The sequence below is a fragment of the Bradyrhizobium sp. SZCCHNS2022 genome, from assembly GCF_032377575.1.
GTDB lineage: Bacteria > Pseudomonadota > Alphaproteobacteria > Rhizobiales > Xanthobacteraceae > Bradyrhizobium > Bradyrhizobium aeschynomenes.
In genome coordinates this window covers 433,135-451,500 of sequence record NZ_JAUHHZ010000001.1, presented here as the reverse complement: position 1 = coordinate 451,500, position 18,366 = coordinate 433,135, and the positions used below count along the sequence as shown (strand labels likewise).

The window sequence follows — 18,366 nt, the reverse complement described above, 5'->3', positions numbered from 1 at the left end:
TGGGCGGCAGCGTCGCACAGCGGCTTACTCCGCCGCAAGCGGCTTCGCCGCCTCGGCCTTCAGCTCCGCCCGCGTTTTCGGTTTAGCCTTAATCTTCAGCTCCTCAAAGTCCTGCCGCTCCCGCACGCTGTTGCGGAAGATCTGCTCTTTGCCCGGCAGATATTGCGGCGGACAGAACATGTCGGCGCCATACCAGGCGGCCGCCTTCATGGTGAAGGCGGGATCAACCAGATGCGGGCGACCGAGCGCGACGAGATCGGCGCGGCCGGCAGCGAGGATGGTGTTGAGCTGGTCGGCGCTGGTAATGTTGCCGACGCACATGGTCGCGACATGAGCCTCGTTGCGGACCTGGTCGGAGAACGGCGTCTGGAACATGCGGCCGTAGATCGGCCTCGCCTCGCGCACGGTCTGCCCCGTCGAGACGTCGACGAGATCGACGCCCGCTTCGCCGAATGCGCGGGCGATCAGCACCGCGTCGTCGCCGGTGATGCCGCCCTCGGCCCAGTCGGTCGCGGAGATGCGCACCGACATCGGCTTGTGCGCCGGCCACGCCGCGCGCATCGCGGTGAACACTCCCAGCGGAAAGCGCAGCCGGTTCTCCAGCGTGCCGCCGTACTCGTCTGTGCGCTTGTTGGTCAGCGGCGAGATGAAGCTCGCCAGCAGATATCCATGGGCGCAGTGCAGCTCGAGCATGTCGAAGCCGCAAGCGTGGCCGCGCTCCGCTGCCGCGACGAAATCCGCCTTGATCGCATTCATCGCAGCCCGATCGAGCTCGCGCGGCACCTGGCTGTCGGGGAAGTACGGCAGCGGCGATGCCGAAACGATGTCCCAGCCGCCCTGCTCCAGCGGACGGTCCATGCCGTCCCACATCAGCTTGGTCGCGCCTTTGCGGCCGGCATGACCGAGCTGCAATGCGAACTTCGCCTGCGAGTTGGCGTGAACGAAATCGACGATGCGTTTCCAGGAGGCCTCCTGCGCGTCGTTCCACAAACCGGCACAGCCGGGCGTGATACGCGCATCGCGGCTGACGCAGGTCATTTCGGTGAACAGCAGGCCCGCACCGCCGATCGCGCGCGAGCCGTAATGAACGAGATGAAAATCGCCGGGCACGCCCTCCTCGGCCGAGTACATGCACATCGGCGACAGCACCGCGCGGTTGGAAAGCGTCATCTCGCGCAGCTTGAGCGGCTGGAACATCGGCGCGACCGGCTTGTCGACATCGACGTCGAAGCCCTTGGCGCGCACCTGGCGTGCGAACGCCTTGTTGACCTCGGCGACGAAGTCCGGCGCGCGCAGCGTGAGATTGTCGTAGGTGATCGCCTTCGAGCGGGTCATCACGCCGAACGCGAACTGTACGGGATCGAAATCCCAGAAGCGGTCGACATGCTCGAACCAGACCAGCGACACGTCGGCCGCATGCTGCGTCTTCTCGACCTCTTCGCGCCGGCCGTGCTCGTACAGATCCAACGCCGCCGGAATGCTTGGCGCACGCTGCATGGCCTCGGCCAGCGCAATCGCATCCTCCATCGCGAGCTTGGTGCCCGAGCCGATCGAGAAATGCGCTGTCGACTTGGCGTCGCCGAGCAGCACCATGTTGTCCTTGACCCAGCGCTTGTTGCGGATCATCGGGAAATTGCGCCACATCGAGCGGTTGATCAGCAGCGGATGATCGCCGAGGAACCAGCCGAAGATCTCCTTCATGCGGTCGGCCGACTGCCGCTCGTCGAGCCCGGTCAGACCGGCCTTCTCGAACGTCTCCGGATCGGTCTCGAAGATCCAGGTCGAGTGTCCCGCCTCATACTGATAGGCATGGGCGATGAACGGGCCCCACTCCGTCTCCTGGAAGATGAAGGTGAAAGCATCGAGCGGCTTGGTCGAGCCCATCCACGCGAATTTGTTGGCGCGCAGGTCCACTTCAGGCTTGAAGTGATCAACGTATTTCTGGCGGAAGCGGCTGTTGATGCCGTCCGACAGAATCAGCAGGTCGGCATCAGCAAACTGCGACTCGTCCTCGAGATCGACCTCGAACTGCAGGGTCACGCCCAGCTCTCTCGCGCGCTCCTGCAGGATTCGCAGCAGCGTCCGGCGCGAGCAGCCGCAGAAGCCATTGCCACCGACGCGGTGCACGGTGCCGCGGAAGTGCACGGCGATGTCATCCCAGTAGGCGAACTCCTGGGTGATGCGCTGGTAGCTCGGCAGGTCGTGCTTTTCGAAATTGTCGAGCGTGGCGTCGGAAAACACCACGCCGAAGCCGAACGTGTCGTCGGCGCGGTTGCGCTCGTAGACCGCGATGTCGGCCTTGGGCCGCTGCTTCTTGAGCAATATCGCCGCATAGAGACCGGCAGGTCCGCCGCCGATGATCGCGATCTTCATGAGCGCCTCCACTGGAGAGCCGAGCCAACGGAAATTATTTTAGACCTAAAATATCTCCTGGCAAGCCCCTTCGGTTCCTTGCATTCGTCAATTGCCTTGGAAGACCGGCTTCTGCTTGGCAGCAAAGGCTTCGAACGCGCGGTTGAAATCCTCGGTCGTCATGCACAAGGCCTGGGCAACTGCCTCAGCCTCGATCGCCTCCTCGACCGACATCGCCCATTCCATCGCCAGCATGCGCTTGGTCATGGTGTTGGCGAAGGTTGGACCATTCGCAATCTCGGTTGCCAGCGCCACGGCCTGCGCCAGCACATCCATTGGCGCGACGATGCGGCTGAAGAAGCCCCATCGCTCACCCTCGTCTGCGCTCATGAAGCGACCGGTGTAGAGCAGCTCGGAAGCACGCGACTGGCCAATGATGCGCGGCAGGATCGCACATGCGCCCATGTCGCAGCCGGCAAGACCCACCTTGTTGAACAGGAAGGCGACCTTGGCGCCTGTCGCAGCCAGCCGGATATCGGAGGCCATCGCAACGATCGCGCCGGCACCCGCGCAGATCCCCTCGACAGCAGCAACGATCGGCTGCGGACAGGCGCGCATCGCCTTGACGAGGTCACCGGTCATGCGGGTGAAGGCGGTGAGCCCCTTGGTGTCCATCTTCACCAGCGGCCCAATAATTTCGAACACGTCGCCACCGGACGAGAAATTGCCGCCCGCGCCGGTCACGACGATGGCCTTGACGTCGTCGTCGAAGGCGCAGGCGCGGAAGAAGTCGGTCAACTCGCGATAGCTCTCGAAGGTCAGCGGGTTCTTTCGCTCCGGCCGGTTCAGCGTCACCGTCGCGACGCGATCCTCGACCGTCAGCAGGAAATGGCTCGGCTTGTAGTCGGCCAACGGCACGGTGACGGGATTGGCGGGCTTGGACATGTGAACTCCCTTCGTTCGATTGTTCTGATTGGACGACGCGGCCTAGACTTCGCCACCCGCCACTGCGATCGCCTGCCCCGTGATGGCGCCGGCGCCTGTCCCGCACAGCCACAACACGGTATCGGCGACCTCCTGCGGCCTGATCAGCCGTCCCTGCGGATTGTGTTTGGCCAGCTCGGCGATCGCCTGCTCGCGGCTGCGACCGGTCTTTTTCATGATGTTGTCGACGCTATCGGCAACGAGATCGGTGTCGGTGAAACCGGGACACACGGCATTCACGGTCACGCCCGTCGCGGCCATCTCCAAAGCAAGCGAGCGCGTCAGGCCGACGACAGCATGCTTCGCGGCCGTATACGCACTGACATAGGGGTAGCCCTTGAGGCCGGCCGTCGATGCGACCGCAACAATTCGGCCGTAAGGCGCCCCCCTCATCGCCGGCAGAACGGCCTGCACGGCGTGCACGACGCCCATGAAGTTGATGTCCATCATGCGACGGAACAGCGCGGCGTCGGACTTCAGGAACGGCGCGGACTCCGCGCTTCCCGCGTTGGCAACCAGGATCGTGATCGGCTGTCGCTCGGCGGCAGCCGTCACCGCCGCCGTCAGCGCCGACTGATCGGCGACGTCGGCGACGGCGGCGTGGTCGGCACAGCCGGACGCGATTGCTTCATCGAGCGTTGCGCGGCTGCGCCCGACGATCGTCACGGTTGCGCCGGCGGACTTCAAAGCGCGCGCGATTTCGCGTCCGATGCCGCGACCACCGCCCGTCACCATCGCATGTGCTGCTGCGGGCAGTCCGGACATGCGCGCGTCTCCTCTTCTTTTGCCATACGATCGCAGCTCGCAGATTATTTTAAACTTCAAATTTTTGCAACAACACGGCCGAAGCGACTTGACACTCTTGTCGACGCGGCTAGCGTTCGAAGGCCTGGAGCAAGCAGCGTTGCGGCCTTGGGCGCCATCTCGGAGGTCTGCGTGTCCCCGTCGCAAATCCTGACCACGAAGGACGGCCGCTTCGGCTACGAGGCAGCGGGAGCGCCTGATCGGCAGACTCTGGTGTTCCTGCACGGCATCGGCGGCGCGGCGCGCGCCTGGCGCGGTCAGCTTGCGCATTTCGGCGAGCGTTTCCGCGCAGTGGCGTGGGACATGCCGGGCTACGGGCAGTCCGCCAGACTCGACACGGTGAGCATCACCACTCTCGCGGCCGCGCTTCAGAACTTCCTGAACCAGATCGATGCGCGGCAGCCAATCCTGGTCGGCCATTCCATCGGCGGCATGATCACCCAGGAATGGCTGATCACGCATCCGCACGCCGCGAGCGCTGTGGTGTTGGCACAGACCAGCCCGGCGTTCGGCAAGGCTGATGGCGACTGGCAGAAGTCCTTCATCGAGGCGCGCCTCGGGCCACTCGATCGCGGCGCCACGATGGCGTCGCTGGCACCGGATCTCGTGAAAGAGCTGGTCGGCGATGATGCCGACCCCGCCGGTCTCGACCTTGCGACATCCTGCATGGCCGGCGTTCCCGAGGCGAGCTACCGCGCCAGCATGCTGGCGCTGCTCGGCTTCGACCGGCGGCAGGCGCTCAAGGAGATCAAGGTGCCGACGCTGGTGCTCTCGGGCTCCAGGGATCGCAATGCGCCGGCGCCGATGATGGAGAAGATGGCGAGCTTCATTCCAGGCGCTGAGTATGTCGAGCTTCAAGGTGCCGGTCATCTCGTCAATCTCGAACGTCCCGGCGAATTCAACGCTGCGCTCGACTCCTTTCTGAAATCACACGCCACGACAACTGCGGAGGCACGATGACCATCCAGGTGCAGAAGACGGCGACGACCTCCGGCGAAGCGCTCGACGCGCCGATGTTCGATCCGGCCGCCTACCGGCTCACCGCCGAACAGGCTGATATCATCACCCGCGCCCGGCAACTCGGCCAGAGCGTGCTGGCGGGACGTGCCGCGACGTGGGATCGCGAGGCGAGCTTTCCGACCGAGAACTACAAGGATCTGCATCGCGCCGGCCTGCTCGGCATCTCCGTACCCAAGACGTTGGGCGGTCTCGGCGCCGGCTATCAGACCTACGCGCTTGCGGCGGCCGAGATCGGCCGCTATTGCGGCGCCACGGCGCTCACCTGGAACATGCACGTCTGCTCGACGCTGTGGTCGGGGCCGCTCGCCGACGATCTCGACATGGAGGACGGCGTCCGCGCCGAGCACGAGCGGCGGCGCGCGATCCACTACAAGCGCATCGTCGAGAACGGCGCGATCTATTCGCAGCCATTCTCGGAGGGCGGCGCGGCGGCTGCGGGCGGCGTCGCGTTCGGCACCGAGGCAAAGCCGGTCGACGGCGGCTGGCTGGTCAGCGGCAAGAAGATCTTCGCCTCGCTGGCCGGACATGCTGATTATTACGGCGTGCTTTGCACCGAGGTCAGCGAAGGCGAGAAGGCGTCTCGCCGCAACACGCTCTATCTCGCCATCCCCGCGCAGACCAAAGGGGTCTCTGTGGTCGGCGACTGGGATCCGCTGGGCATGCGCGGCACGGTCTCGCGCACGCTGCTGTTCAAGGACGTGTTCGTAGACGAGGATGCGGCGCTGATGCCGCGCGGCGTCTACTTCCAGGCGGCGATGCGCTGGCCACACATGTTCATGACCTTGTCGCCCACCTATATGGGCCTGGCGCAGGCCGCCTACGACTTCACCGTCAAATATCTGCGCGGCGAGGTGCCGGGCATGCCGCCGGTCAAGCGGCGGATGTACCCCACCAAGCAGATCGCGGTGGCACAGATGCAGATCAAGCTGGAGCAGATCAAGGGCATCTGGTTCCAGGCCGTGACCGAGGCGCGCGCCAATCCGACCAAGGAGCAGGTGCTGCGCGCCTACGCGGCGCAATACTCGGTCATGGAAGGTGCCAACGAGCTCGCCGCGCTCGCGATCCGCACCTGCGGCGGGCAGTCGATGCTGAAGACCTTGCCGCTGGAGCGCATCTATCGCGACAGCCGCTGCGGCTCGCTGATGCTGCCCTGGACGGCCGAGCTTTGCCTGGATCGCATCGGCCGCGAGGCGCTGTACGAACCCGGCGAGACGGACGAATAGAGCGTGGACCTCTGCAGCCTGATCGAGCGCAACGCCGCGTTCACGCCGGACAAGCCGGCGATCCGCTTCGAAGGCGCGACGCTGACCTACGCCGATTTCAGCACGCGCATCGCGTCGATGGCGCGGGCGCTGAAATCCGAGTTCGGCGTCGGGCGCGGCGACCGTGTCGCGATCCTCAGCCTGAACCGGCCGGACTATCTGGTCCTGCTCTATGCCTGCGCGCGGCTCGGCGCGATCATGGTGCCGCTGAACTGGCGGCTCGCAGTGGCCGAGCAGGTCTTCATCCTGTCGGACGCCGCCGCCAAGGTGCTGGTGCTGGAGCAGGCCTTTGCGCCGGTGCTGCCGGCGCTGGCGGAGCAGCACCCGGAAACGGTGCCCATCGGCATCGACTTCACGCCTGCGAACGGACTTCCGATCGACGATCTGCTCGCTCGCGGCCGCGGCGATGACCGCAACCCGCATATCGATTTCTCCTGCCCGCTCTTGATCGTCTACACCTCCGGCACGACGGGACGGCCGAAGGGCGCGGTGCTGCGGCAGGAGGCGCTGCTGTGGAACGGGGTGATGAGCCAGCACATGCACGGCCTCACCTCTGACGATCACGTGCTGACGGTGCTGCCGCTGTTCCATGTCGGCGGCCTCAACATCCAGACCACGCCGGCGCTGCATCACGGCGCCACGGTCACTTTGCATGCGCGCTTCACGCCGGATACCACGCTCGCGGCGATCGTCCACGAGCGGCCGACATTGACGGTGCTGGTGCCGGCAACCATCCAGGCCGTCACCGAGCACCCCGACTGGGCGGCTGCGGACCTCTCCTCGCTCAAGGCCGTCTCGACCGGATCGAGCATCGTGCCGCCGGCGCTGATCGATCGCATCACCGCGCGCGGCGTGCCGGTGTTGCAGGTCTATGGCTCGACCGAGACCTGTCCGATCGCGGTCTATACGAGGCTGGGCGGTGACCTCTCCCGTGTCGGCTCCACGGGCCTGCCGGGGCTGTGCTGCGAGGCCAGGATCATCGACAAGGATGGCGATGAACTCCCGGCCGGCAAGGCGGGCGAGATCGCGGTGCGCGGGCCCAATTTGTTCTTCGAATATTGGGGCAACGCCAAAGCCACGCAGCAGGCAATTCACGACGGCTGGTACCGCACCGGCGACATCGCACAGCGCGATGCGGACGGGTACTTCTTCGTGCTCGAGCGCAAGAACAACATGATCATCTCGGGCGGCGAGAATGTCTATCCCGCCGAGATCGAGCGCGTGCTCGGCGAGCATCCCGACGTCATGGATTGCGGCGTGATCGGCCGGCCCGATCCGCGCTGGGACGAGGTGCCGGTGGCCTTCGTCGTCAAGCGCAAGGACTGCGCGCTGGACGCGGAGACGTTGCGCGCGCATCTGCAGGCGCAGCTCGCGCGCTACAAGGTGCCGCGCGACATCGTCTTCGTCGACGATCTGCCGCGCACCGCGCTCGGCAAGGTGCAGCACCATCTGCTGCGCCAGAGGCCGGATGACCGATAGGGAGATGTGCTCTTGAAAATAGCAGTGCTCGGCGGCGGCAATGGCTCGTTCGCGGCCGCGGGTGATTTCGCCCTTGCAGGCCACGAGGTCCGGTTCTGGCGCCGTGATGCGGACGCCGTGGCGCAGCACAGAGCGGCGGGCTCGACCATCATCGTCAAGGACGTCAGCGGCCGGCATGAAGCGAAGCTTGCGCTGGTCACGACCGATATCGGCGAGGCCGTCCGGGGCGCCGAGCTGATCCTGTGTCCGGCGCCGGCGTTCGCGCAAGGCGACATCGCGAAACAGCTCGCGCCGCATCTCGCCGATGGACAGGTCGTATTCCTGCCGCCGGCGACGTTCGGCACGATGATCTTCGCGGCGGCCGCGCGTGACGCCGGCAACAAGGCCCAGGTCAGCTATGCCGAGACCGGTACCCTGCCCTGGCTGACGCGCAAGCACGGTCCGTTCGAAGTCGCGATCACCATTCGCGCCAAGCGCCTGCCAGTCGGCGTGTTTCCGCTGAAGACGGCGGAGCATGCGCTTGCCGTCATTGGCCGCGCCTTCCCCGGCGTGATCGAGCCGTGCGGCGATGCGCTGTCCGGCGCGCTGATGAATGCCGGCTGCATCATCCATCCGCCGCTGATCGTGATGAATGCCGGTCCGATCGAGCATTTCGAGCGCTGGGACATCCACAAGGAAGGCACGCAGCCCTCGATCCGCCGCGTCACCGATGCGCTCGACGCGGAGCGGATCGCGGTGCGCGAGGCGCTCGGCTATGGCGCGCCGCATTTTCCGCTGGCGCATCACTACGCCAAGGAGGGCGAGATCTGGATGTACGGCCGCGGCTCGCATGACCGGCTCACCGACTCCGGCGATTGGCGCGAGCGGCTGGTGCTGACGCAGCATCGCTACATGCGCGAGGATCTTCGACTCGGACTCTCATTGCTGATCTCCGCGGCGGAGCTGACCGGCACGCCCACGCCGCTCGCCCGCGCGTTCCTGGCGATCGGGGGCGCGATCTGCGGCGAGGATTTCATGGCGACGGGCCGCACGCTGGCGAGCCTCGGCTTCGGGGGGCTCGATCGGGCCGCGCTGCAGGCGCTGCTGCGCGACGGGTTCGTGGCATGAACGCGCGCGGTCACATCGCATGTCTCGGCGCCGGCCGCATGGGCCGCGGCATCGCCGTTGCGTTCGCCTATGCCGGCCATCCCGTCACGATGATCGACATCAAGCCGCGCTCGGCCGAGGAGTTCGCCAAGCTGGAGCGCGAGGCGCTCGGCGAGATCAGCGCGACGTTCGCGACATTGGCGCGGCTCGGGATGCTGCAGGCTGCCGATGCTGACAAGCTGATGGCCAAAGTCACCGTCGCACCAGCCAGCGCGAGCAGCGATGTGCTGGCGCAGACGACGCTCGTCTTTGAAGGCGTGCCGGAGATCGTCGACCTCAAGCGCGAGGTGTTGGCTGCGGCCTCGCGCGCCGTGGCGTCGGACGTCATCATCGCCTCGACCACATCGACGATCCTGGTCGATGATCTCTCCGGCGCAATCGAGAAGCCTGAGCGCTTCCTCAACGCGCACTGGCTCAATCCCGCCTATCTGATCCCGCTGGTCGAGATCTCTCCGGGCAAGGCCACCGATCCCGAGATCACGGCGCGGCTGAAGGCGCTGCTGGAAGGCATCGGCAAGGTGCCGGTGGTGTGCGCGGCGACGCCGGGCTTCATCGTGCCGCGCATCCAGGCGCTCGCGATGAACGAGGCGGCGCGGATGGTCGGCGAAGGCGTCGCCAGCGCCGAGGAAATCGACAAGGCGATCCGCTACGGCTTCGGCTTCCGCTACGCCGTGCTCGGCCTGCTCGAATTCATCGACTGGGGTGGCGGCGACATCTTGTACTACGCCAGCCGCTATCTCGAAGGCGCGCTCGGCAGCGACCGCTACCGCGCGCCCGAGGTGATCGAGAAGAACATGGCCGAAGGCCGCATCGGCCTGCGCACCGGCGCGGGGTTTCTCGACTATTCGGGGATGGACGTTGCCGCCTATCGCGAGCAGCGGCTCGGTGCATTGGTCGAGATGCTCAGGCATTTCAAGCTGGCCCGTCCGCCGGTGGTGGATTGAGGATCGCGCATACCGGTCTGTAGGGTGGGCAAAGGCGCTTGGCACGCTGCAGATCGTAAGCTGAGCTCTCTCGCGCCGTGCCCACCATCGCGCTCGGCATCCGCGGATGCATGGTGGGCACGGCGCCATCACCAGCTGAAATCCGAGACGCAGCACGGCAGCGCCTTTGCCTACCCTAGTGCAGCTTCGCACGCCGCTCTTGTCTTGTCGTCGTGGCTTGCATCGACACACTCCGCCGTCGTCCCGGCCTTGAGCCGGGACCCATACCCCCAGGGAGCGGATTGAGGCAGGCTGGTCATTGGCTTTTGTGCCCTTCACATCTGCCGCGGAGTATGGATCCCGGATCGGCGCCGCGCATTGCGCGTCACGGCTTGTCCGAGACGACAGGGTGGGTGCAGAGGCATTTACGGTTCAAACAGCGGCCTGCATGAGATCGCCTTCTCGCAGCGCAACGCGCCCGAGGTCTGCTATCAGCTCGGCCCTCGCGAGCATGCAGAGGGCGCAGGGAATGCCGGGTGACGACCTCACCCATGGCCCGCCTGCGGAAAAGAATGCAGGCGGCAGGTACCACAGGCAAAGCCGAAACACGCCGGCATTCCCTGCGCGATGGTCTTCACGCTTATACGCAGTCTCCCTGGTGCGCCGGGCTTGTTGGCCACCATGCCGCGACAAGGCTTGCGCCTTGCCCGGGTGACACCAGCTTCGGGGTGTCAGGACGCTGCGACTTCGCGTCCGCAATCGATCGTTCGTCCGCGCCCTCGTGAGAGGACGCTGCGATCTCTCGCGGCCATCGCTCCCCGCCTCGCGTGTCGTGACGATCGCGCGCAACGCCCCTCCGCAGTGAGGCGGGATGGCGAGAGAGAACCATGTTTTCCGAAAAATAGCAAGACAATTCCTATTTACGGAAGACAAATGATTTCTGTCTCGGCGCTTGTCATTTGGGCCAGCCCGCCACCATGATGAAGGTGCGCTCACCTCCCCCCTCGCGGGAGGGAAGCGCACTACCGTCGCGGCAGCAGCTCGCCAGCAAATGCGCAGGCCTCTACCCGAACACGTCCTGCAGCACGCCGTCCTTGATCACGGCCACCCCATCCAGCTCGATCGTGGTGCCCATCATCGGCAAATCAAAATGCCCTGCCGTGTAGCGGCCGGCGAATTCGTTGGCGCCGGTGGAGAACAGGAAGTTGCCGGGGACGGCGCGCAGTTCGGTGCCGTTGGTGTCGCGCTGGTCGTACATGGTCAGTGCCTCGTAGCGCGCGCCAGGGTTCATGCCCCAGCCGACATGCGAGACCGCATAGGCCTCGCGGTCGCCCCATGACGCGAGATAGGCGCGCATCATCGCGGCGTCGGCGCCCTCGCCTGCCAGATCCGTGATGTAGTCGTCGCGCATGGTCATCGTGACGGGCGAGCTCAGATAGCGCTTGAAGGTGAGGTTGATGTCGCCGGGCGCCATCACGATGGTGCCGTTGACCGAGCCGCTCTTGGGGAAACTGACGACGATGCCGCCCGGCCAGTGCGCGAGCGTGCCGGGACGATCGGTCCAGCCCCAGACGCCGACCGTCGAGGCGCCCTCCATGATGACGTCGAGATCAGTCCCCGCCTTCGACGTCACGCGCATCCGCTTGGTGCCGCGCAGCATCTTGGCGGCGGCACGCACGCGCTTCTCCAGCGCCGCATCAGGGCGCATGCGCTCCAGCGCCTCCGGGTGCTCGTTGGAGATCACGAGAATGCGCGCGCCGGCTTTGAGGATGTCGGGCGTCTCCACCGCGTGCATCAGGCCTTCGATGGTGCAGTCGACGACGAAGCCGGCCTGCTGGAGCGCCGTCACGACGGGGCCGAGCTTGCCGATCGCCTCCGACGCGCCGGTCGAGCGCACCGGGACCGGATGACGGTTGCGCGGCGTCGGCACCACCACATGGAACGGCCGCGCGCCCATGCGCAGCAGCGCCAGCTCCGCGATATGGACGTTGAGCGGACGCGACTGCGTTTCCGACAGAATGGCGGCGGTGTCGCCCGCCTTCACCGCGCAGCGCTCGAAGATCTCGCAGAATGCGTCGATCCATTTCGCCTCGATGCGATCCGCCAGCATGGTCGTTCTCCCGATGATCGTTCGTTGTGTTTATCAGACTGAGGGGAAGCCGCGCAGCAGATAGGCGCGCAGGCCCTGCAGCAGGGCGTTGAGAATGAGGCCTAGCAGCGAGATCGTGATCAGCGGCACGAACATGTCGACCGCCTGGAAGGTGCGCGCGGCCGTGACCAGCACATGGCCGAGCCCGTCGGTCGAGGTGATCATCTCGGCCAGGAACACCACGATGCAGGAGATCACGAGGCCGATGCGGCAGCCGGTGAGGATCGAGGGCATCGCCGCCGGCAGCACCACCTTCCACAGCACGTCCCGCGGCGGCGTGCCGGCGGCGAGCGCGGACCAGATCAGCTTCTGCTCGACCGTGGTGGCACCGTAATAGGTCGACAGCAGGATCGGAAACAGCGCGTCGGCCGCCACCAGCATGATCTTGGATTCGTGGCCGAAGCCGAGCAGCAGCAGGAAGGCGGGATAGAGCGCGACCTTGGGCAACGGCGCCAGCACGCGCACGATCGGCTTGACGGCGGCGTTGATGGGCGGGCTCACGGCTGCGGCAATGCCGAGGGATACGCCGAGCACGACGGCGATGGCAAAGCCCGCGAACAGCCGGAACAAGGTCGCGGCGATGTCCTGCTGAAAGGTGACGCTCGAAAGCTGCTGGCCCATGCGCAGGAACACCTGTCCCGGCGGCGGCAGCAGGGTCGGCGGCGCATAGCCGAACGAGACCAGCCCCTGCCACAGCAGCAGGACAAGCACGATCGGCGCGGCGCCCAGCAGGATATCGTTGGAGGTGCGCGTCATGAGAAGCTCAAGGGCATGTCGAACTGCGGCTCGGACCAGCGCACCAGCCAGCGCCTGACAATCTCGAACGCCGCATCGAGGCAGATGCCCATGGCGCCGATGATGATGATCATCGCAAACACGGTGTCGTACTGGCCCATGTCGAGCGCGTTGAACAGGATGTTGCCGGCGCCGGACTGCCGCGCGATCATCTCGCTCGTCACCATCGTGATCAGCGCCAGCACCAGCCCGGTACGGCAGCCGGTGAGAATCTCCGGCAACGCCGCGGGAAGCACGATGCGCAGCAGACGCTCGGGCGGCGACAGTCCCATCGCCGCGCCCGACCACAGCATCTTCTCCTCGACGGCCTTGGCGCCTTCGAAGCTGTGATAGATCACCGGCAGGCTGACGCCGAGGAAGATCACCAGCGTCTTGGAGACGTCGCCGACGCCGAGCCACAGCATGATGATCGGCATCAAGGCCGCCTTCGGCACCGGGTAGATCAGCATCAGCAGCGGATTGAAGAACGCCGCCGTCGTCCGGCTGCGGCCCATCAACAGTCCCAGCGGAATCGCGAACGAAAGCGCCAGTGCGAAGCCGATCGCCATCCGCCGCAGCGAGGCCAGGATGTTGATCAGCGATTCCTTGTCGGTGAGGATCGGCGGAATCGCGCGCAGCGAGTCCAGCGCAGTCGGGAAGCTGTCGTTCTTCAGCCCCAGCGAGGCGAGCTGCCAGGCGAGCAGCAGGCCGCAGCAGGCCAGCACCGGCGCGAGCGGCTTCCAGAGCCCGTTCATGACGGCAGCTCGTTGTCGCCTGACGCGTCGAACATGCGCTCGATCTCGACGATGTATTTCTGATAGCGCGGGTCGAGCAGCAGCTCCTCGCGGCGGCGCGGCCGCGGCAGGTCGATGTCGATGACCTCGCGGATGCGCCCCGGCGAGCGCGACATCATCACGACCTTGTCGGACAGGAACACCGCCTCCTCGACCGAGTGGGTGACGAACAGCACGGTCTTGCGGTCGCGCTCCCAAATGTCGAGCAGGTCGTTCTGCAGCCGGGTGCGCGTGTGCGCGTCGAGCGCGCCGAACGGCTCGTCCATCAGCAGCACCTCGGGGCCGTAGGCGAGCGTGCGCGCCAGGGCGACGCGCTGCTTCATGCCGCCGGAAAGCTCCTTGGGATAGAATTTCTCGAAGCCGGTGAGGCCCACCATGGCGAGCAATGTTCGCGCGAGGGCCGCGGCCTTCGCTGGCTTCATGCCCTGCTGCAGCGGGCCATACATCACGTTGCCGAGCACGCTCTTCCAGGGAAACAACGCGAACTCCTGGAACACCGGGCCGCGATCGGTGCCGGGACCGGTGATCGGCTTGCCCTTCATCTTCGCCGTGCCGCTGGTGGGGCTCACGAAGCCGCCGACGATGTAGAGCAAGGTCGACTTGCCGCAGCCGGAGGGACCGAGAATCGAGACGAAGGCCCCCTCGCCCACCGTCAGCGAAATATCCGACAGCGCGGTATGGTCGCGGCGCGACGACGTCTTGAACACCTGCGAGACGTGATCGATCTCGATGATCGGTGTGGCCGCACGGCGGCCGAGCGGGACGCCCGCGAGCTGGCCAGGTCGGATCGGGGTCACGCCCATGTCGGCTTCTCTTTCCGATGCAGCACGCGGAAGGGCTCCAAATGATCAGGCATGACGGAATGCCGCAGATATTCGCCTTCGACCATAGACGATTGCAGTTTTATGCTGGTCTCTCTCCACGTCGTCATGGCCGGGCTTGTCCCGGGCATGACGGAGTAAACCAACTAGCAGGATTGTTCGTCGCGACAGTCGGGATTCCCATATGTCTACCCTGCGAAATGACGGGGTGCTGAGAGATTAGCAAGAAGCCTGCCAATCGTCGCCCCATCGCCGCTCATTGCTGCTCCTGATCGAACCACGGCCATTCGGCAGGTCCCTCATGCGTGACCGCTCCGAGCGGCGCCTGTCCGACCAGCTTGGCGTATTTGGCCAGCGCTCCCGCGCGGTGCCGCGGCGGCCGTTGCGTCCAGGCCTCATGGCGCGAAGCGAGTTCGTTATCATCGAGCAGAAGGTCGAGCGTGCGCGCTTTCGCATCGATACGGATCGGATCACCGTCCTTCACCAGCGCGAGCGGACCACCGACGAAAGCCTCCGGGGACACATAGCCGATGCACATGCCACGGGTGGCGCCGGAGAAGCGGCCGTCCGTGATCAGGGCGACCTTCTCGCCCATGCCCTGGCCGTAGATCAGCGCGGTGACGCCGAGCATCTCGCGCATGCCGGGGCCGCCCACCGGGCCCTCGTTGCGGATGATCAGCACCTCGCCGGCCTGATAGTTGCGCGCGCGCACGGCGGCGACGCAGGCCTCCTCGTCCTCGAACACCCGCGCGCGGCCTTCGAACACCAGGCTCTTCAGCCCGGCGACCTTGATCACGGCGCCATCGGGCGCGAGGTTGCCCTTGAGCACGGCGACGCCGCCATCCGCCATCATCGGCTTGTCCGGATGAAAGACGATCTCGCCGTCAGGCGCGTTGGCCGAGCCATATTCCTCGGCGAGCGTGCGGCCCGTGACCGTTATGCAGGAGCCGTCGATGTGCCCGCTCTCGATCAGCGCGCGGATCACCACGGCCGCACCGCCGATGTCGTAGACGTCCTTGGCAGTGTACTTGCCGCCCGGCCTGAGATTGCCGATCAGCGGTGTCCGCGAAAACACCGCGCCGACATCGTCCAGCGTGAAGCGGATGCCGGCCTCGTTGGCGATGGCCGGCAGATGCAGCGCGGCATTGGTCGAGCCGCCGGTGGCCGCGACGATGGCGGCGCCGTTCTCCAGCGCCTTTCGCGTGACGATGTCGCGCGGCAGCGGACCGCCCTTCGCCAGCATCTGCATGATCAGCCGCCCGGCCTGCCGCGCGACATGAGCGCGCTCGGCATAGACGCCGGGGATCATCGAGACGTTGGGCATTGACAGGCCCATCGCCTCCGACAGCATGCCCATGGTGTTGGCGGTGAACTGTCCGGCGCAGGCGCCGATCGTCGGCAGGCAAGACAGCTCGATGCCGCGCAATGTCTGCTCGTCGATCTCCCCGGTCATGTAGCTGCCGACCGCTTCATACGAGTCGAGCACCGTGAGCGTTCGCCCCTCGAACTTGCCCGGAAGCGCGCTGCCGCCATAGATGAAGATGGAGGGCACGTTGCAGCGAACCATGCCCATCATGACGCCGGGCAAGGTCTTGTCGCAGCCGCCGAAGCCGATCAGCGCGTCATAAGCGAGGCCGTGGACCACGGCCTCGATCGAGTCGGCGATCAGCTCGCGCGAGAACAGAGAGAACTTCATTCCCTCATGGTTCATGCTGATGCCGTCGGAGACCGAGACGGTCGCGAACTCGCGCGGCGTGCCGCCGGCCTCGGAGATTCCCGTCTTGGCCGCGTCGACCTGGAAGTCGTGCGTCATGTTGCAGGGCGTCTGCTCGCCCTTCTGGCTGACGACGCCGATCATCGGCTTGGCGATGTCGGCATCATCCAGCCCCATCGCGCGCATGAAGGCGCGGTGCGGGGCGCGATCGAGCCCCTCCACCGTCACGCGCGAGCGCAGCTTCTTCATCGAACTCGTGCTCCGCGTGGCGCCCTACTGGATCGGCGCGACGATCGTCGGATGCTTGAACTGGGCGACGTCGAGCTTCGGCAGCATGCCGGTCTCGGCATAGATGTCGAGCATCTTCTGGATCGCCGGGAAGTTCGGCGCGGCCACGGGATCACGGCCGAAATCATTGTCCTTAAGCAGATAGGTATCGATCACAGCGACCGGCGCCTTCATCACCTCGGACACGACCTTCAGCGTCTCGTCGCGGTTCGCCAGCGCCTTCTTCATGCCGGCGGTGATGTCGCGGACATAGGCTTTCACCAGCTCCGGATTCTTGTCGACGAAATCGGCGCGGCAGGCCTCCAGGATGTGGACGATGTTCGGCATCGCCTCCGACAGCGAGAACAGCTTGCGGGTGCCGCCCTTGGCCTCCGCGCGCGCAGCGAACGGCTGGTTCATGTTGACGGCATCGACGCGGCCCTGGCGCAGCGCGTCCTCCGACACGGCGAAGCCGACCTCGACCAGCTTGATATCCTTGGCCGGATCGAGCCCGGCCTGCTTCAACAGCATGTTGAACGGCCCCTGCGTGCCGCCGCCGATCACGGAGATGCCGACCGTCTTGCCCTTGAGGTCGGCAATGGTCTTGATCGGCGAGTCGTCCTTGACCGCCCAATAGACCGAGAAGCCACCCGGCTTCTCATAGACGTGCTGGGCGACGATGTAGGCCTTGAGCCCGCCGCCGACGACCCCGTTCGACAGCGACAGCGGCGCCTGGGTCGCGCAGTCGAGCGCGCCGGCAGCCAGCGCCTGGGTCATCGGTGCCGTGCCCTGGAACTGGGTCCATTCGATGTTGTAGGTCTTGCCGAGATCCGGAAATTCGCTCGGGCGCTTCATCATCCAGTACTTGGATTCCTCCGCCGGAATGGTCCAGCCGACGCGGATCGTCTGCTGAGCAAAGCTGGACCCTGCACTCGTCGCCAACGTCATCGCCGCCAGCGCCAGCATTAACCGTTTCCGCATCACGCCCCTCCGCCTTGTCATAAGACCAACCTCGCCGAGAATGTTTCATGTCTCAAATATCGGTGCAAGCGCGGAAAACGCCCCATGCGTGCCTGCCCCATGGGCAGGGCTGCTGTGCAACGCGGTGAAGCCCATCACCGGCAGATGCCGCTGCCCGTGTGCTGTACGCACCTTGGCAACGCAAGGTCGTGTGTCTGATCGCGTGGCGCGGCAATTGCGCACGACGTCACGCCGGCTGTGAGCTGCATGGTTCGAGACGCGTCGCGAGCGGCGCCGCTCGCCATGAGGAGAGGGATTGCGCCGGAGGGCGGATGATGCGCCGCGAATTGCAACTCGTCCTTCAGCCGCGTCCTGGCCTGAAGCGGGCGTCTCACAGGACGGACGGCCCATTGCCGGCCGAGGCTTCGTACGGGTGGGCTGGGGACAGGCTCATTTGCGATCCCTGCGCTGCCTCAGCCGACTGGCGCTGCCGCGCTGCACGCGCTAGGGAAAGGCCCCGATTTGACCTTTTGAGGAGTTCTCTCGATGTCCATCCAGCGTTTCGAAGTCGGCCCGCGCATGAGCCAGGTCGTCGTGCACGGCAATACCGTCTATCTGGCGGGCGTGGTCGCGCAGAAGACCGCCGGCGAGAGCGTCACCAAGCAGACCGAGGAGATCCTCTCCATCATCGACGGCCATCTCGCCAAGGCCGGCACCGACAAGACCAAGCTGCTATCGGCCACGATCTACCTCACCGACATCAAGACCTTCGGCGAGATGAACGCGGTGTGGGACGGCTGGGTGTCGGCCGGCAATACGCCGGCCCGCGCCACGGTCGAGGCCGGGCTCGCCGCGCCGCAATACACGGTCGAGATCATGGTGATCGCGGCGAAATAAGTTGAACGGCCGCCGCGGTC

Annotated in this window: 15 protein-coding genes; 6 read left to right on the top strand and 9 right to left on the bottom strand. The window is 65.8% G+C overall.

Translation table 11 applies throughout. The features are described 5' to 3' along the window. Nucleotides 1–24 precede the first annotated feature (24 nt). The 3 genes from QXZ94_RS01965 to QXZ94_RS01955 form a co-directional block, all read right to left on the bottom strand. A complete protein-coding gene (locus tag QXZ94_RS01965; protein WP_315719000.1) occupies nucleotides 25–2,373 on the bottom strand; it encodes a bifunctional salicylyl-CoA 5-hydroxylase/oxidoreductase in 2,349 nt (782 codons plus the stop codon). Between the two features lie 87 nt (nucleotides 2,374–2,460). Beyond that, nucleotides 2,461–3,297 (bottom strand): enoyl-CoA hydratase family protein, encoded by an 837-nt coding sequence (locus QXZ94_RS01960; RefSeq protein ID WP_315718999.1) that lies wholly within the window; start codon nucleotides 3,295–3,297, stop codon nucleotides 2,461–2,463. A 42-nt stretch (nucleotides 3,298–3,339) separates the two neighbouring features. Continuing rightward, nucleotides 3,340–4,101, bottom strand: coding sequence for an SDR family oxidoreductase (locus QXZ94_RS01955; protein ID WP_315718998.1), 762 nt, complete (start codon nucleotides 4,099–4,101; stop codon nucleotides 3,340–3,342). 171 nt (nucleotides 4,102–4,272) lie between these two features. Here QXZ94_RS01955 and QXZ94_RS01950 point away from each other — a divergent pair, with 171 nt between their 5' ends. Genes QXZ94_RS01950 through QXZ94_RS01930 form a run of 5 tightly spaced genes read left to right on the top strand, consistent with a single transcriptional unit; the run spans nucleotide 4,273 to nucleotide 9,991 of the window. Beyond that, nucleotides 4,273–5,100: an alpha/beta hydrolase gene (locus QXZ94_RS01950; RefSeq protein ID WP_315718997.1), complete on the top strand. Its 828-nt coding sequence runs from the start codon at nucleotides 4,273–4,275 to the stop codon at nucleotides 5,098–5,100. Then, nucleotides 5,097–6,383, top strand: coding sequence for an acyl-CoA dehydrogenase family protein (locus QXZ94_RS01945; protein WP_315718996.1), 1,287 nt, complete (start codon nucleotides 5,097–5,099; stop codon nucleotides 6,381–6,383). The genes QXZ94_RS01950 and QXZ94_RS01945 overlap by 4 nt, the downstream gene beginning before the upstream one ends. A gap of 3 nt (nucleotides 6,384–6,386) precedes the next feature. Next, nucleotides 6,387–7,901: a class I adenylate-forming enzyme family protein gene (locus QXZ94_RS01940; protein ID WP_315718995.1), complete on the top strand. Its 1,515-nt coding sequence runs from the start codon at nucleotides 6,387–6,389 to the stop codon at nucleotides 7,899–7,901. Nucleotides 7,902–7,913: 12 nt separating this feature from the next. Next, nucleotides 7,914–9,008, top strand: a complete 1,095-nt coding sequence (locus QXZ94_RS01935; RefSeq protein ID WP_315718994.1) for an NAD/NADP-dependent octopine/nopaline dehydrogenase family protein — start codon at nucleotides 7,914–7,916, stop codon at nucleotides 9,006–9,008. After that, on the top strand, nucleotides 9,005–9,991 hold the full coding sequence (locus QXZ94_RS01930) for a 3-hydroxybutyryl-CoA dehydrogenase (protein WP_315718993.1): 987 nt from the start codon (nucleotides 9,005–9,007) through the stop codon (nucleotides 9,989–9,991). Before QXZ94_RS01935 ends, QXZ94_RS01930 begins: the two co-directional genes overlap by 4 nt. Nucleotides 9,992–11,033: 1,042 nt before the next feature. Here QXZ94_RS01930 and QXZ94_RS01925 read toward each other — a convergent pair. From QXZ94_RS01925 to QXZ94_RS01900, 6 genes are all read right to left on the bottom strand, one after another. Further along, nucleotides 11,034–12,080, bottom strand: coding sequence for a peptidase M29 (locus QXZ94_RS01925; protein WP_315718992.1), 1,047 nt, complete (start codon nucleotides 12,078–12,080; stop codon nucleotides 11,034–11,036). A gap of 33 nt (nucleotides 12,081–12,113) precedes the next feature. Continuing rightward, nucleotides 12,114–12,875 carry an ABC transporter permease gene (locus QXZ94_RS01920; protein WP_315718991.1) on the bottom strand — a complete coding sequence of 254 codons (762 nt, stop codon included), beginning with the start codon at nucleotides 12,873–12,875 and terminating at the stop codon, nucleotides 12,114–12,116. After that, nucleotides 12,872–13,648: an ABC transporter permease gene (locus tag QXZ94_RS01915; RefSeq protein ID WP_172134052.1), complete on the bottom strand. Its 777-nt coding sequence runs from the start codon at nucleotides 13,646–13,648 to the stop codon at nucleotides 12,872–12,874. The genes QXZ94_RS01920 and QXZ94_RS01915 overlap by 4 nt, the downstream gene beginning before the upstream one ends. Next, nucleotides 13,645–14,490: an ABC transporter ATP-binding protein gene (locus QXZ94_RS01910; RefSeq protein WP_315718990.1), complete on the bottom strand. Its 846-nt coding sequence runs from the start codon at nucleotides 14,488–14,490 to the stop codon at nucleotides 13,645–13,647. Before QXZ94_RS01910 ends, QXZ94_RS01915 begins: the two co-directional genes overlap by 4 nt. Nucleotides 14,491–14,764: 274 nt before the next feature. Continuing rightward, nucleotides 14,765–16,471 (bottom strand): dihydroxy-acid dehydratase, encoded by a 1,707-nt coding sequence (gene ilvD, locus QXZ94_RS01905; protein WP_315718989.1) that lies wholly within the window; start codon nucleotides 16,469–16,471, stop codon nucleotides 14,765–14,767. Nucleotides 16,472–16,495: 24 nt separating this feature from the next. After that, nucleotides 16,496–17,470 (bottom strand): ABC transporter substrate-binding protein, encoded by a 975-nt coding sequence (locus tag QXZ94_RS01900; RefSeq protein ID WP_315718988.1) that lies wholly within the window; start codon nucleotides 17,468–17,470, stop codon nucleotides 16,496–16,498. A 525-nt stretch (nucleotides 17,471–17,995) separates the two neighbouring features. On the opposite strand from QXZ94_RS01900, the gene QXZ94_RS01895 reads away from it, so the two are divergent. After that, nucleotides 17,996–18,346, top strand: coding sequence for a RidA family protein (locus QXZ94_RS01895; RefSeq protein ID WP_008965519.1), 351 nt, complete (start codon nucleotides 17,996–17,998; stop codon nucleotides 18,344–18,346). Nucleotides 18,347–18,366: the final 20 nt, after the last annotated feature.